Below are 14,510 nucleotides of genomic sequence, written 5' to 3'. Positions count from 1 at the left end.
TTAATGAGCCATGCAAGCAAAAATAGTGATAGTGGGCAGTCTGAACATGGATCTGGTCATCCGCGCCCAGCGTCTGCCGCGTCCCGGCGAGACCTTGAGCGGGGAAACATTTGACACCGTGCCGGGCGGCAAGGGTGCGAATCAGGCGGTCGCTGCGGCACGTCTGGGCGCCAGCGTGGCGATGATCGGTTGTGTCGGGGCCGATGCCTACGGGGAACAATTGCGTGCAGCGTTGCTGGCCGAGCAGATCGATTGTCAGGCGGTGACCGTCGTTGAGGGCGTGTCCACCGGTATCGCCTCGATCGTGGTCGACGCCAACAGCCAGAACGCCATTGTCATCGTGGCCGGTGGCAATGGTCGGCTCAGTCCGGCATTGATCGAGCGCTTCGACACGCTGCTGGCGGATTCGCAAATCGTCATCTGCCAGCTCGAAGTGCCGACCGAGACCGTTTTCCATACCCTGGCCCGCGCCCGTGCGCTGGGCAAGACCGTTATTCTCAATCCTGCGCCTGCCAGCGAGCCCTTGCCGGCAAACTGGTATGCCCTGATCGACTACCTGATCCCGAACGAAAGCGAAGCGCAGACCCTGACCGGTGTAAACGTTGACTCACCGGCTGCCGCTGAAAACGCGGCATCATCCATGCTGGCGGCCGGCGCGCGCAACGTGATCATTACCCTCGGCGAGCACGGAACCCTGTTCGCCAATGCGTCTGGCATGGAGCATATTCCAGCGCGACGCGTGCAGGCCGTGGACACCACCGCTGCAGGTGATACCTTTGTCGGCGGTTTTGCGGCGGCATTGTCCGCAGGCCATGGCGAGTTGCAGGCAATTCGTTTCGGTCAGGCTGCGGCGGCCATCTCCGTCACCCGAGCGGGTGCCCAGCCGTCCATCCCGACGTTTGAGGAAGTACAGGAATTCAATTCGCTATGAAAAAGACCCCGTTACTCAATATTGTCCTGTCCCGCGTGATTGCATCGCTGGGCCACGGTGACATCCTGATGATCGTCGACGCCGGCATGCCAGTACCGGCAGGCGTCGAACTGATCGACCTCGCGCTGACCCGCGGTGTGCCGGATTTCATCAGTGTGCTGGATGTCGTGCTGAGTGAAATGCAGGTTGAAAGCCATGTGCTGGCCAGCGAGATGGCCGAGGTCAAGCCGCCTGCGTTGCAGGTGATCGAAAGCCTGAATCTCGACGACCAATTGGGGCAACAACGCTGGATAAGCCACGAAGACCTCAAGGTCTTGAGTCGCAAGGCCAAGGCAATCATCCGTACCGGAGAATGTCAGCCGTACAGTAATGTGGCGCTGGTGTCCGGAGTCGTCTTCTAGTTATTCAAGAAAGGGAGTTTCATATGACATTGATACAGTTTTCCAGGCAGTTCATTCGTGGAGCGTTGCTCTTGTGCATTCTCGGTACTGCTGCTGTCCAGGCGGCTGAAAAGCGCGATCTGATCATCGATACTGACCCGGGCGCAGACGATGTCGTTGCGCTGCTGCTGGCGCTGGCGTCACCTGAAGAGCTGAACGTCATGGCTATCACCACGGTGGCCGGCAATGTGCGGCTCGACAAGACCTCGCGCAACGCCAGGCTGGCGCGGGAGTGGGCCGGGCGCGAAGAGGTGCCTGTGTATGCCGGTGCGCCCAAGCCGCTGGTGCGTACACCGATCTATGCAGAGAACGTTCACGGTCAGGAAGGTTTACCGGGTGTGCCCGTGCATGAGCCCGCCAAGGGGCTGGCCGAAGGCAATGCCGTCGATTACCTGATTCGCACCCTGAGCAAGGCCAAGCCGCACAGCATCACCATCGCCATGCTCGGCCCGCAGACCAACCTGGCGCTGGCGCTGGTGCAAGCTCCGGAAATCACCCAGGGCATCAAAGAAGTGGTGGTCATGGGCGGCGCGCATTTCAACGGCGGTAACATCACTCCGGTTGCCGAATTCAATCTGTTCGCCGACCCGCACGCTGCGCAGATCGTTCTGGCCAGTGGTGTGAAGCTGACGTACGTGCCGCTGGATGTGACCCACAAGATTCTCACAAGTGAACAGCGCCTCAAGCAGATCGCCGCATTGGGCAACAATGCTGGCAAGCTGGTGGACGGCATTCTCAATGAATACGTCAAGCTGGACATGGAGCATTACGGTTTGCCCGGTGGACCGGTACACGATGCCAGCGTGATTGCCTGGCTGCTCAAGCCCGAGTTGTTCTCCGGAAGGCAGATCAACGTAGCGGTGGACACTCGTGAAGGGATCGGTTTCGGTCAGACAGTGGCCGACTGGTACGGAACGCTCAAGCAGCCGCAGAACGTATTCTGGGTCGAGAACGGCGACGCTCAGGGTTTCTTCGATCTGCTGACCGAGCGACTGGCGCGTCTCAAATAGTCACGCATTCTGAAGCCGCGTATCAGGCGGGCAGTCCTGCCGCCGCATAGCGGCTCAGCACCTGGCTGATGAAGGAGCGGGCACCCTCGGTGCCCAGTTCCTTGATCAGCAGGTCGACTGCGATGATCATCAGCTCTTCCGGATTCCCGGGGCTGTGCGAGCAGTGGCCCTGAGGCCACTTGGCCTTGATGTCGGCGTCTAGGGTTATGGCTGTCATGTCTGTCTGATCTCCAGTGAAGGGCCACGTACACGCTGCTCGCGTCCCGGCGCTTGTGTCTCTGGCAGTAAACCATCCCCCGCGCATTTTGACACTTCTACTTACACATGATCCTGATAGCCCGGTTCAATGAGTACCGGCGATAAACGTTTTGTGACGATTTCTTCGCGCGTCCAGTGTCATGCCAAGGCAGACTCCCGTTCCAGACAGATCAACAGGTTACGCAAGGCATCTCGGTCGGACCGTGCAACCAACGCGCCCGAGCGCGGTCGGACAGGTCTGGAAATGTTCATTGGCAGAGGAGGGTGTATGCCCCGGAAATTCGCAACATTGGGTTTTATGGTCGTGGCTTCATTGATGGCAGGCTGCAGCAGTACGGCCCCCGATAGCAGTGCCAGTGCTGAAGCGCCCGTCAAGGCCGACGCGCCAGCCAGCAACGCGATACCTGGCCGCTGTGATGCAGGGCTTGCCCAGTTCGCCATTGGCAAGCAAGCGTCCATAGACCTCCTTTCTCAAGTCCGCGCCCGTTCCGGTTCGCAGGATGCGCGCATTCTCGGTCCTGACGACATGGTCACGCTGGAATACCGATCCGAGCGGGTAAACGTCAACACCGACGCTTCGGGTAAGGTCACCCGGATCAATTGCGGTTGAGCCGGTACTTTCTTTTGCGCATAAAAAAACCCCGTCAATGACGGGGTTTTTTTTGTGTCAGGTGAATCAGGCCACCTGAACTTCTTCTGCTTGCATGCCTTTCTGGCCTTTAGCAGCAACAAAAGTAACGGTCTGGCCTTCTTTCAGGCTTTTGAAACCGTCGCTCTGGATTGCTTTGAAGTGTACGAACAGGTCGTCACCGCCACCTTGTGGAGTGATAAAGCCGAAGCCTTTTTCATCGTTGAACCATTTTACGGTGCCGGTTTGGCGATTAGACATGGTGTATCTCCAGAAACATAATTTTCAGTAACGTGCTGCTCAGGCCAACTGGGCACACCGGGCTATCATAGTCGAAATGAGCAAAAAAACAGCTATTAAGGTAGGCGCTTTGCGTAAAGGTCCCGTATATGCAGTTCACCATACTCTGTAAACCGCCCTCCGAGGTGCCAGACCCCGTACAGAACAGGCTTTATCAATGGCGCTTAAAGCCATGATTTCAATGGCTTTCAGAACAGTCTGGGCCAACCGCCATCAGTGCTTGCCGCGCGCGGTTTAGCCCAGCTGAAAAAAATGATTATTTTGTCGCCGTGCAGTTTTCCGCGACCAGTTTTTGCAGTTTTGTCGTCAAGGCAGCGGGAGTCTCTGCCTTGGTGTCCTTGAGCGAGGCTATTTCCTTGTCGGTGAAATGACTGTCCACCTGCTTTGCACCGCATTCGCAGTGAGTCGCGGCGGTCTTGTCATTCAGCCCCTGTTTCTTGGCCGCAGCAACGCATTCCTGAGTGAAAGTGGTGCGTGTCGCTCCGTCCATCGCGGCGTGAGCACCCAGCGGGATGAGGGCGGCGCTGCAGAAGAGGAGGCTGGTCAGGCGTGAAAACTTCATGGTGTTCTCCTTATTGCTGGAAAAAACGTACGGGGTTTCGCTGGTTTCTGACGCCCATGAAGCCTGCCAGTTCAGGCGCCGTGTTAATTCCATTTGATTTGCGTGGATGTGCATCCCGGTCGGCCTGGCTGTGGTAGGATGCGCGTCCTGTTATTTTCAAGCGCCCCATGGCCTATGGCTTTCGGTGCAGCGCAGGCAGGTTTTTTCGTACATTCCAGTCATCTGGTCCGGTTCAAGGTTGGCCCCAAGGCTCCTGCCACTGTGAGGCAGGCATACCACCGGATCACGTACTGGCTCATCCCAACCCACGTGACCTTTGGTAGGGGTCACCACTAGGAGAGGAGGCGCCATGCCAACTATTACTCTTCCCGACGGCAGTCAACGTTCATTCGATCATGCGGTTTCCGTAGCCGATGTCGCGCTTTCAATCGGTGCCGGTCTGGCCAAGGCCACCGTTGCCGGCAAGGTCGACGGCAAGCTCGTCGACGCCTGCGACCTGATCGAAAACGATGCCAGCCTGCAGATCATCACCCCCAAGGATCAGGAAGGACTGGAAATCATCCGTCACTCCTGCGCGCACCTGGTAGGACACGCGGTCAAGCAGTTGTATCCGACTGCAAAAATGGTCATCGGCCCGGTGATCGACGACGGTTTCTATTACGATATCGCCTACGAGCGCCCGTTCACGCCTGACGATATGGCGGCGATCGAGCAGCGCATGCAGCAGTTGATCGAAAAAGATTACGACGTCATCAAGAAAGTCACCCCGCGCGCTGAAGTGATCGAGGTGTTCACCGCCCGTCACGAAGATTACAAGCTGCGCCTGGTCGAAGACATGCCGAACGAGCAGGCCATGGGCCTGTATTACCACGAAGAATACGTCGACATGTGCCGCGGTCCGCACGTGCCGAACACGCGTTTCCTGAAGTCATTCAAGCTGACCAAGCTGTCTGGCGCCTACTGGCGTGGCGACGCCAAGAACGAGCAACTGCAGCGTGTCTACGGCACCGCCTGGGCTGACAAGAAGCAGCTGGCGGCCTACATTCTGCGCATCGAAGAAGCCGAGAAACGCGACCATCGCAAGATCGGCAAGCGTCTTGGTCTGTTCCATACCCAGGAAGAAGCGCCGGGCATGGTCTTCTGGCACCCGCAGGGCTGGACCCTGTACCAGGTGCTCGAGCAGTACATGCGCAAAGTGCAGCGTGAAAACGGCTACCTCGAGATCAAGACTCCGCAAGTGGTCGATCGCTCGCTCTGGGAAAAATCCGGGCACTGGGCCAACTACGCCGACAACATGTTCACCACCGAGTCCGAAAGCCGCGACTATGCGATCAAGCCGATGAACTGCCCTTGCCACGTGCAGGTGTTCAATCAGGGCCTGAAGAGCTACCGCGAGCTGCCGATGCGTCTCGCCGAGTTCGGTGCCTGTCACCGTAACGAGCCGTCGGGCGCCTTGCACGGCATCATGCGCGTACGTGGCTTCACTCAGGACGATGCGCACATCTTCTGTACCGAAGACCAGATGCAGGCCGAGTCCGCCGCGTTCATCAAGCTGACGCTGGATGTCTACGCCGATTTCGGCTTCAAGGATATCGAACTCAAATTGTCCACTCGCCCTGAAAAGCGTGTAGGCTCCGACGAGCTTTGGGACCGTGCCGAATCGGCGCTGGCTTCTGCACTCGATAGCGCAGGTCTGCCTTATGATCTGCAGCCGGGTGAAGGCGCGTTCTACGGTCCGAAAATCGAGTTCTCCCTCAAGGATTGTCTCGGTCGGGTATGGCAGTGCGGCACCTTGCAGCTGGACTTCAATCTGCCGATCCGCTTGAGTGCCGAGTACGTGTCGGAAGACAACAGTCGCAAGAATCCGGTCATGTTGCACCGCGCGATTCTTGGATCCTTCGAGCGTTTCATCGGAATTCTGATCGAGCATTACGAAGGCGCATTCCCGGCCTGGCTGGCGCCTACCCAGGCAGTGATCATGAATATCACTGACAAACAGGCCGATTTTGCCCTCGAAGTGGAAAAAACTCTGGCCGAAAGCGGGTTTCGTGCCAAGTCCGACTTGAGAAATGAAAAGATCGGCTTTAAAATCCGTGAGCATACTTTGCTCAAGGTTCCTTATCTCCTCGTGATTGGAGATCGGGAGGTTGAAATGCAAACTGTCGCTGTGCGTACACGTGAAGGCGCTGACCTTGGCTCGATGCCGGTCGCCCAATTCGCTGAATTCCTCGCACAAGCGGTTTCCCGGCGTGGTCGCCAAGATACGGAGTAATTATTATTAAGCGTGAAATGAGACAAGATAAACGAGCTGCACCCAAGGCCCCGATCAATGAAAATATCTCGGCCCGCGAGGTTCGTTTAATTGGCGCTGACGGCGAGCAGATTGGCATCGTCTCGATTGATGAAGCGCTTCGTATTGCCGAAGAGGCGAAGCTGGATCTGGTAGAGATTTCTGCCGACGCACTCCCTCCGGTCTGCCGTGTGATGGATTACGGCAAATCGATCTTCGAGAAGAAGAAGCAGGTTGCTGCAGCGAAGAAGAACCAGAAGCAGATCCAGGTTAAAGAAATCAAGTTTCGTCCAGGGACGGAGGAAGGGGATTACCAGGTAAAACTACGCAACCTGGTACGTTTCCTGAGTGACGGGGACAGGGCCAAGGTATCGTTGAGATTCCGCGGTCGTGAGATGGCCCACCAGGAGCTGGGTATGGAGCTGTTGAAGCGGGTTGAAGGTGACCTGCTCGAATACGGTTCCGTCGAACAGCATCCTAAGATGGAAGGACGCCAGCTGATCATGGTCATCGCCCCGAAAAAGAAGAAATAACCACCAGGGCACGGCAGGCCTTGCGGTTATATTTATCAACTGAATGCGGAGTATCCGAACATGCCAAAGATGAAGACTAAAAGTGGTGCAGCTAAGCGGTTTTTGAAAACCGCCAACGGCATCAAGCACAAGCACGCTTTCAAGAGCCACATCCTGACCAAAATGTCGACAAAGCGTAAGCGTCAATTGCGCGGTAGCAGCTTGCTGCATCCGTCTGACGTGGCAAAAGTCGAGCGCATGCTGCGCCTTCGTTAATTTTGATCAAGATATAGAGGAAGTAACTCATGGCTCGTGTAAAGCGTGGCGTCATTGCCCGTAAGCGTCACAAAAAAATTCTGAAACTTGCAAAAGGCTACTACGGCGCGCGTTCACGCGTATTCCGTGTTGCCAAGCAAGCGGTAATCAAGGCAGGCCAATACGCCTACCGTGACCGTCGTCAGAAAAAACGTCAGTTCCGCGCTCTGTGGATCGCTCGTATCAACGCTGGTGCTCGTGTTAACGGTCTGTCCTACAGCCGTTTCATTGCCGGCCTGAAAAAAGCGTCCATCGAGATCGACCGTAAGGTTCTGGCTGATCTGGCAGTGAACGAAAAAGCGGCGTTTGCTGCGATTGTCGAGAAAGCTAAAGCCACCTTGGCCTAAGTCCCCGACAATCACTTGCCCCGGTTCTCCGGGGCCGGTGTTAAACGTCATAAATAGGGGAAGAGCCTTCAGCTCTTCCCCTATTTTGTATCTGGAGTCTGTACATGGAAAACCTGGACGCGCTGGTCTCTCAAGCTCTTGAGGCTGTGCAAAGCGCCGAAGATATCAATGCCCTGGAGCAAATCCGGGTTCACTACCTCGGCAAGAAAGGCGAGTTGACTCAGGTGATGAAGACCCTGGGGAACCTGCCTGCTGAAGAGCGTCCGCAAGTCGGTGCGCTGATCAACGTTGCCAAGGAACGTGTCACAGAGGTTCTCAATGCACGCAAGGCATCGTTTGAGCAGGCAGAACTGACTGCCAGGCTCGCAGCCGAATGCATCGATGTGACCCTGCCGGGCCGCGGTCAGACCTCAGGTGGTCTGCACCCGATTACCCGTACTCTGGAACGTATCGAACAATTCTTCACGCACATCGGCTACGGCATCGCCGAAGGCCCTGAAGTCGAAGACGATTACCACAACTTCGAGGCGCTCAACATCCCAGGCCACCACCCGGCCCGGTCGATGCACGACACCTTCTATTTCAATGCGAACATGCTGCTGCGCACCCATACCTCGCCGGTACAGGTACGCACCATGGAATCGCAGCAGCCGCCGATCCGCATCGTCTGCCCAGGCCGTGTGTACCGTAGCGACTCGGATATCACCCACTCGCCGATGTTCCACCAGATCGAAGGTCTGCTGGTCGATCGCGACATCAATTTTGCCGATCTGAAAGGCACCATCGAAGAGTTCCTGCGTGTGTTCTTCGAGAAAGAGCTGGCCGTACGCTTCCGTCCTTCGTATTTCCCGTTCACCGAGCCCTCGGCGGAAGTGGATATGGAATGCGTCATGTGCAGTGGCAAGGGCTGCCGCGTCTGCAAACAGACCGGCTGGCTTGAAGTCATGGGTTGCGGCATGGTCCACCCGAACGTGCTGCGCATGTCCGGCATCGATCCTGAAGAGTTTCAGGGCTTTGCGTTCGGCATGGGTGTAGAGCGTCTGGCCATGCTGCGTTACGGCGTCAATGATTTGCGCCTGTTCTTCGACAACGATTTGCGGTTCCTCGCGCAATTTCGCTAAGTCGTACGAACCTTTCAGGAGAGCAGGATGAAATTCAGTGAACAATGGCTGCGCGGCTGGGTAAGCCCGCAGGTTTCCCGCGACGAGCTGGTTGCTCGTCTGTCGATGGCCGGTCTTGAGGTTGACAGCGTGACGCTGGCCGCCGGCGTTTTCAGCGGCGTGGTGGTGGGGGAGGTGCTGAGCACCGAGCAACATCCCGATGCCGACAAGCTGCGTGTGTGTCAGGTCAGCAATGGTAGCGAAACCTTTCAGGTTGTCTGTGGTGCGCCAAATGTGCGTCCGGGCCTGAAAATTCCATTCGCCATGATCGGCGCCGAGCTTCCCGGCGATTTCAAGATCAAGAAAGCCAAGCTGCGCGGCGTCGAGTCCAACGGCATGTTGTGTTCGGCTGCCGAGTTGCAGGCCGGCGAGGGCAATGATGGTCTGATGGAGCTGGCAGCCGATGCGCCAGTCGGTCAGGACATTCGTGTCTATCTGAGCCTGGACGATGCCAGCATTGAGGTCGACCTGACCCCGAACCGTGGTGACTGCCTGTCGGTGGCCGGTCTTGCGCGTGAAGTCGGTGCGCTGTACGCCGCTGAAGTCACCCGTCCGCAGATCGCTGCTATCAGCGCTGCACACGATGAAGTGCGCCCGGTCGAAGTACTGGCGCCGGCTGCATGCCCGCGCTATTTGGGCCGTGTGATCCGCAATGTCGACCTTTCGCGTCCGACCCCGCTGTGGATGGTCGAGCGTCTGCGTCGTTCCGACGTGCGCAGCATCGATGCCGCTGTCGACATCACCAACTACGTGATGCTGGAGCTGGGTCAGCCTCTGCATGCGTTCGATCTGGCCGAAATCAACGGCGGGATTCGTGTGCGCATGGCCGAGGAGGGCGAGAAGCTCGTTCTGCTCGACGGTCAGGAAGTCAGCCTGCGTGCCGACACGCTGGTCATTGCCGATCACCAGCGCGCGCTGGCAATCGCCGGTGTCATGGGTGGCGAGCACAGCGGTGTGACTGCCGGTACCCGCGATATTTTCCTGGAAAGCGCGTTCTTCGACACCATTTCGGTGGCCGGCAAGGCGCGTTCCTATGGTTTGCATACTGACGCTTCGCACCGCTACGAGCGTGGTGTGGACTGGCAACTGGCCCGTGAAGCCATGGAGCGGGCCACTGGCCTGCTGCTGGAAATCACCGGTGGCGAAGCCGGCCCCGTGATTGAAGTGGTCAGCGAGCAGCATTTGCCGTCGATCGCCCCGGTTACGCTGCGCGCCAGCCGTGTCGAGCAGATGCTCGGTCTGGTGATCGAGAACGCCGAAATCGAGCGCCTGCTGAAAGGTCTCGGCCTGGCTGTGACTGCCGAAGCCGATGGGCAATGGCGTGTCGAAGTGCCAAGTCATCGTTTCGACATCAGCCTTGAAGTCGACCTGATCGAAGAGCTGGCGCGTCTGTACGGCTACAACCGTCTGCCGGTCCGCTATCCGCAAGCCCGCCTGGCTCCCCAGGCCAAGGCCGAAGCCAAGGGCGATCTGCCTGAGTTGCGCCGCCTGCTGGTTGCCCGCGGCTATCAGGAAGCGATCACCTACAGCTTCATCGACCCGAAATGGTTCGAGCTGTTCTCGCCGGGCGCCAAGCCGTTGCTGCTGGCCAACCCGATCTCCAATGACATGGCGGCCATGCGCGCCTCGTTGTGGCCGGGTCTGGTCAAAGCCCTGCAGCACAACCTCAACCGCCAGCAGGATCGCGTGCGGATGTTCGAAAGCGGCCTGCGCTTCGTCGGTCAGCTCGACGGCTTGAAGCAGGAGCCGATGCTCGCTGGCGTGGTGTGCGGCAGCCGCTTGCCGGAAGGCTGGGCGCAAGGTCGCGACGTAGTCGATTTCTTCGACGTCAAGGCTGACGTTGAAGCGGTTCTGGGCTTTGCCGGTGCATTGGGCGAGTTCACCTTCACGCCGGGTCAGCATCCTGCCTTGCACCCAGGCCAGACGGCTCGCATCGAGCGTGATGGCCGTGAAGTCGGTTTCCTGGGCGCCATTCATCCGGAACTGTCGAAAACCCTCGGCCTGGATCGTCCGGTGTTTGTTTTCGAGCTGGTTCTGGCGGAAGTGTCGACCGGCCGTCTGCCGAAATTCCACGAGCTGTCGCGCTTCCCTGAAGTGCGCCGCGACCTGGCGCTGCTGGCCGATCGGGATGTTTCGGCCAGTGCGGTTCTGGACGTTATTCGTGAAAATGCAGGCGAGTGGCTCACAGACCTCAGGTTATTTGATGTTTACCAGGGTAAAGGCATTGATCCGCATAGAAAAAGCCTTGCAGTCGGCTTGACCTGGCAGCATCCATCACGCACTCTTAATGACGATGAGGTAAACGCAACGACACTTGCTATCCTCACCTCGCTTGAGGAGAGGTTAAACGCCACGTTAAGGAAGTAGCGTATGGGGGCTCTGACGAAAGCTGAGATGGCCGAACGTCTGTACGAAGAGCTGGGCCTGAATAAACGGGAAGCCAAGGAACTGGTCGAACTGTTTTTTGAAGAAATCAGGCACGCTCTGGAAGATAACGAGCAGGTGAAGTTGTCAGGTTTCGGCAACTTCGACCTTCGAGACAAGCGCCAGCGGCCTGGGAGAAATCCCAAGACCGGTGAAGAGATTCCGATTACGGCGCGCCGTGTGGTCACCTTTCGTCCAGGGCAGAAGCTGAAGGCCCGAGTTGAGGCATATGCTGGAACCAAGTCATAACGACGAGCTGCCGCCGATCCCCGGCAAACGCTACTTCACCATTGGTGAGGTCAGCGAGCTCTGCGCGGTAAAACCGCACGTTCTGCGTTATTGGGAGCAGGAGTTTCCTCAACTCAACCCCGTCAAGCGACGCGGAAACCGTCGGTATTATCAGCGACAGGACGTGCTGATGATCCGCCAGATCCGCGGCCTGCTGTATGATCAGGGCTTCACCATCGGTGGCGCCCGACTTCGTCTCACCAGCGGTGAACCGAAGGACGACACCCAGCAGTACAAGCAGATGATTCGCGAGATGATTGCGGAGCTGGAAGACGTACTCGTCATGCTCAAGGCGTAATTGAGCAGTCAGGATACTTCCAAAATTCAAATGCTTAGGGTATATTCCTCAACGTTTTCGCACGTTGCAAAACAGATACACGCCTAGTCGGGGCGTAGCGCAGTCCGGTAGCGCACTAGCATGGGGTGCTAGGGGTCGAGTGTTCGAATCACTCCGTCCCGACCATATAATTCAATGACTTAGGCCAATGTTCGCAGCATTGGCCTTTTTCATGCGCGTGACTTTTGCGTGACTCGTTGGTTTTTCATGCCTGCCTCCTTTTCAAAATGTCAGACCCGGCCCACGCGAGTCAATTGCTGACACCATGTTTGCAGCATCCATCAGATATCCAGTATCCGAGCATTGGTCCCGTTCTAAGACCATTTCATGGAACGTTTAGGCGTTGCTGTCAGGCCCAGTCAATCACATTTCCCTGCTGATCTGACGCTCCCACTTTTCACGCATTGGCATGACGTTGCCCCGCCGCTGAGACTCAGTTTGAGAAGGGTATTGGAGCTTCGCGATTCGGTTCGGCTACTATCGCGCAGATCAATTTATGTATGGATGCAATGATGCTCAATGATGCTCAATGATGCTCAATGATTCCGATACCGTGGGAAGTGCTTTCAAGCGTGCCTTTTACCGGGTCGACGGTATAACCATGTATGCGTGTTGGGCGATATGGGTGGGGGTGCTGATTTGGGACCTGCTTGGTTCGGAAGGCTCGGGGATCCACACGGTTGTCCTGATTCTGATAGGCCTTTTAAATCCTTTCCTGTTTCTGCTGCTTGGCCTTTGGCGTTTACCCGGTCTGCTGACGGCGTTGATTATCATCGGCATCAATATCAAGTTTTTATTCGCTTGGCTTTGAACCTTACGACCTATGTAAAACGCGGTATTGAGGGCTGAAACCTTCTCGCGCTGCTTGCTTGCACATAAAAGGCCTGTCGCTTTTTATAACAGGCACAGCCCCGTGCCAGCGTCCTCATCCAGCCACTCGGAATAGCCAATAGCTGTTACCTAAAAGCCGTGGCGACGTTCCCCTGCACCAACGCTTTGCGCGTGTGCCTGCGACGCGAGCTCCGACTAAGGTGCCCACTACCTCCAAAAAAACAATTTGACATATGTTATTTGTGATCACATATTTGCTCTATAAGAACGCCAATATGAGTCACTCCCCATGACAGATCGTCCCATCCTCCTGCCCGCCATGCGGCAGGTCTCTCGCGATACCCTCCAAGACCAGGTCTACCGGCAGATCCGTGAAGCGTTGATGAGCGGGCGCTTTCAGCCGGGTCAGAAGCTGACGATTCGTGGCCTTGCCGAAGCGCTGGGTTCCAGTCCGATGCCGGTGCGCGAGGCGTTGAATCGTCTTAGCGCCGAGAACGCCTTCGAAGTCACCGAAACCGCCCGGTTGCGCGTGCCCATGATGACCCCGGAGCGGCTGCGCGAGATTCGCGATGCGCGGGTTGCGCTGGAAGGTCTGTTGGCCGAGAAAGCCGTGGTTCTGATCAACGACGCCGATCTTGCCGACATCAGCCAGCTCTGCGGGCAGATGCAGAAGGCTGCCGACAGCGTTGATGTCGCGCTCTATCTGTGGACCAACTTTGCCTTTCACCGACGTATTTATGCGGTGGCCAAGGCTGAGCTGATCGTTGCGGCGGTGGAGAATTTCTGGCTGCACATCGGTCCGTGTTTCGCGCTGGTTGCGCCTGACAGGGCGCATCTTCAGCGTTCGATGGAAGCACACAACCGTATCGTCGAGGCATTGGCGGCGCGTGATGGGGCGGCGGCTCGTGCAGCTGTCACCGACGACATCATGCAGGCTGCCGACTCTCTGACGCGCCTGATCGCAAACAGCGACCGCTCCAGGTCGCGTGTCTCGGGAGTGAAAAAAGCATGAGTGTTCTCAATCGGCTGGTTCCCTATGCAGGGCTGCGCGTCCTTATTTCCGGCGGTGCGGCCGGGATCGGTGAGGTGTTGGCGGCGGCTTACCTGGAAGCGGGGGCAAAGGTACACGTGTGCGATGTCAGCGAGGCGGCCATCGCGGCATTCCTCGATCGTCATCCGGGCAGTGTCGCCACCCACGCAGACGTCGCTGATCCGGCGCAGATCGAGGCGGTGTTCAGGGTGCAGCGCGCACGCTTCGATGGTCTTGATGTGCTGATCAACAATGCGGGGATCGCCGGACCGACGGCGGGTATCGATGCCATCAGCGAAGAGGAGTGGCAGCGCACCATCGACATCAATCTCACCGGGCAGTACCGCTTCGCTCATCATGCGGTGCCGTTGCTCAAGGCTTCACCCAATGCCCACCTGATCCATATCGCCTCGGTCGCCGGTCGCCTTGGCTATGCCTGGCGAACCCCATACGCCGCCACCAAGTGGGCGATTGTCGGGCTGATGAAGTCGCTGGCGTCCGAGTTGGGGGAAAGTGATATCCGCGTCAATGCCTTGCTGCCGGGTATCGTCGAAGGTCCACGCATGGACGGAGTGATTCGGGCCCGTGCGCAACAGATGAACGTGCCGGAGGAGGCGATGCGCGAGGGGTACCTGAAAAAGATCTCGCTCAAGCGCATGGTCACCGCCGAGGACGTTGCGGCGATGGCGCTCTTTCTGTGTTCGCCCGCCGCCCGCAACGTCACGGGGCAGGCCATCAGTGTGGATGGCAACGTCGAATACCTTTAAGGATTCGGCCCTATAGCAACGATGACCGGACGACGTCCGAGTCATGTTCCACATCAGACTTCTCGCCAACAACAAGAATG

At 57.5% G+C, this 14,510-nt stretch carries 18 protein-coding genes and 1 tRNA gene; 16 read left to right on the top strand and 3 right to left on the bottom strand.

Features of this window, described 5'->3' with window-relative positions; all coding sequences use genetic code 11:
- The first annotated feature begins 10 nt into the window (after positions 1 to 10).
- Genes rbsK through JOE29_RS13910 form a run of 3 tightly spaced genes read left to right on the top strand, consistent with a single transcriptional unit; the run spans position 11 to position 2,381 of the window.
- Positions 11 to 931 carry a ribokinase gene (gene rbsK / locus JOE29_RS13920; protein ID WP_024684328.1) on the top strand — a complete coding sequence of 307 codons (921 nt, stop codon included), beginning with the start codon at positions 11 to 13 and terminating at the stop codon, positions 929 to 931.
- The gene (rbsD, locus tag JOE29_RS13915; protein WP_210079616.1) at positions 928 to 1,332 is read left to right on the top strand and encodes a D-ribose pyranase; all 405 of its coding nucleotides are present in this window, start codon (positions 928 to 930) and stop codon (positions 1,330 to 1,332) included. Before rbsK ends, rbsD begins: the two co-directional genes overlap by 4 nt.
- Positions 1,333 to 1,355: 23 nt before the next feature.
- Positions 1,356 to 2,381 (top strand): nucleoside hydrolase, encoded by a 1,026-nt coding sequence (locus tag JOE29_RS13910; protein ID WP_210079615.1) that lies wholly within the window; start codon positions 1,356 to 1,358, stop codon positions 2,379 to 2,381.
- Between the two features lie 22 nt (positions 2,382 to 2,403).
- On the opposite strand, the gene JOE29_RS13905 is transcribed toward JOE29_RS13910, so the two are convergent.
- The gene (locus JOE29_RS13905; protein WP_003315568.1) at positions 2,404 to 2,598 is read right to left on the bottom strand and encodes a hypothetical protein; all 195 of its coding nucleotides are present in this window, start codon (positions 2,596 to 2,598) and stop codon (positions 2,404 to 2,406) included.
- Between the two features lie 309 nt (positions 2,599 to 2,907).
- Here JOE29_RS13905 and JOE29_RS13900 point away from each other — a divergent pair, with 309 nt between their 5' ends.
- Positions 2,908 to 3,249 carry an I78 family peptidase inhibitor gene (locus tag JOE29_RS13900; RefSeq protein WP_004418197.1) on the top strand — a complete coding sequence of 114 codons (342 nt, stop codon included), beginning with the start codon at positions 2,908 to 2,910 and terminating at the stop codon, positions 3,247 to 3,249.
- A 66-nt stretch (positions 3,250 to 3,315) separates the two neighbouring features.
- Here JOE29_RS13900 and JOE29_RS13895 read toward each other — a convergent pair whose 3' ends face one another.
- Positions 3,316 to 3,528: a cold-shock protein gene (locus JOE29_RS13895; protein WP_003315566.1), complete on the bottom strand. Its 213-nt coding sequence runs from the start codon at positions 3,526 to 3,528 to the stop codon at positions 3,316 to 3,318.
- A gap of 295 nt (positions 3,529 to 3,823) precedes the next feature.
- Positions 3,824 to 4,129 (bottom strand): hypothetical protein, encoded by a 306-nt coding sequence (locus tag JOE29_RS13890; protein WP_210080015.1) that lies wholly within the window; start codon positions 4,127 to 4,129, stop codon positions 3,824 to 3,826.
- Positions 4,130 to 4,478: 349 nt separating this feature from the next.
- Here JOE29_RS13890 and thrS point away from each other — a divergent pair, with 349 nt between their 5' ends.
- From thrS to JOE29_RS13830, 12 genes are all read left to right on the top strand, one after another.
- Entirely contained in the window at positions 4,479 to 6,401 is a 1,923-nt protein-coding gene (gene thrS / locus JOE29_RS13885; protein ID WP_003315564.1) for a threonine--tRNA ligase, read from the top strand.
- A complete protein-coding gene (gene infC / locus JOE29_RS13880; protein WP_170855886.1) occupies positions 6,401 to 6,952 on the top strand; it encodes a translation initiation factor IF-3 in 552 nt (183 codons plus the stop codon). The genes thrS and infC overlap by 1 nt, the downstream gene beginning before the upstream one ends.
- A 60-nt stretch (positions 6,953 to 7,012) precedes the next feature.
- The gene (gene rpmI / locus JOE29_RS13875) at positions 7,013 to 7,207 is read left to right on the top strand and encodes a 50S ribosomal protein L35 (protein WP_002553160.1); all 195 of its coding nucleotides are present in this window, start codon (positions 7,013 to 7,015) and stop codon (positions 7,205 to 7,207) included.
- Between the two features lie 29 nt (positions 7,208 to 7,236).
- Positions 7,237 to 7,593 carry a 50S ribosomal protein L20 gene (gene rplT, locus JOE29_RS13870; protein WP_002553161.1) on the top strand — a complete coding sequence of 119 codons (357 nt, stop codon included), beginning with the start codon at positions 7,237 to 7,239 and terminating at the stop codon, positions 7,591 to 7,593.
- 104 nt (positions 7,594 to 7,697) lie between these two features.
- Positions 7,698 to 8,714, top strand: a complete 1,017-nt coding sequence (gene pheS / locus JOE29_RS13865) for a phenylalanine--tRNA ligase subunit alpha (protein ID WP_003367019.1) — start codon at positions 7,698 to 7,700, stop codon at positions 8,712 to 8,714.
- Positions 8,715 to 8,741: 27 nt separating this feature from the next.
- Entirely contained in the window at positions 8,742 to 11,120 is a 2,379-nt protein-coding gene (pheT, locus tag JOE29_RS13860) for a phenylalanine--tRNA ligase subunit beta (RefSeq protein ID WP_024647869.1), read from the top strand.
- Between the two features lie 3 nt (positions 11,121 to 11,123).
- Positions 11,124 to 11,426, top strand: coding sequence for an integration host factor subunit alpha (gene ihfA / locus JOE29_RS13855; protein ID WP_002553164.1), 303 nt, complete (start codon positions 11,124 to 11,126; stop codon positions 11,424 to 11,426).
- Positions 11,407 to 11,763, top strand: coding sequence for a MerR family transcriptional regulator (locus JOE29_RS13850; RefSeq protein ID WP_003315559.1), 357 nt, complete (start codon positions 11,407 to 11,409; stop codon positions 11,761 to 11,763). Before ihfA ends, JOE29_RS13850 begins: the two co-directional genes overlap by 20 nt.
- 88 nt (positions 11,764 to 11,851) lie before the next feature.
- A tRNA-Pro gene (locus JOE29_RS13845) sits at positions 11,852 to 11,928 on the top strand.
- A 403-nt stretch (positions 11,929 to 12,331) separates the two neighbouring features.
- Positions 12,332 to 12,613, top strand: a complete 282-nt coding sequence (locus JOE29_RS13840) for a hypothetical protein (RefSeq protein WP_235387510.1) — start codon at positions 12,332 to 12,334, stop codon at positions 12,611 to 12,613.
- A 309-nt stretch (positions 12,614 to 12,922) separates the two neighbouring features.
- Positions 12,923 to 13,645 carry a GntR family transcriptional regulator gene (locus tag JOE29_RS13835; RefSeq protein ID WP_003347608.1) on the top strand — a complete coding sequence of 241 codons (723 nt, stop codon included), beginning with the start codon at positions 12,923 to 12,925 and terminating at the stop codon, positions 13,643 to 13,645.
- Positions 13,642 to 14,430: an SDR family oxidoreductase gene (locus JOE29_RS13830; RefSeq protein WP_210079614.1), complete on the top strand. Its 789-nt coding sequence runs from the start codon at positions 13,642 to 13,644 to the stop codon at positions 14,428 to 14,430. Before JOE29_RS13835 ends, JOE29_RS13830 begins: the two co-directional genes overlap by 4 nt.
- Positions 14,431 to 14,510: the final 80 nt, after the last annotated feature.

The sequence above is a fragment of the Pseudomonas sp. PvP009 genome (assembly GCF_017832995.1).
In the GTDB taxonomy this organism is placed as follows: Bacteria; Pseudomonadota; Gammaproteobacteria; order Pseudomonadales; family Pseudomonadaceae; genus Aquipseudomonas; species Aquipseudomonas syringae.
Note: the sequence above shows the minus strand (reverse complement) of the source record. Positions and strands in the feature narration are given on the sequence as shown.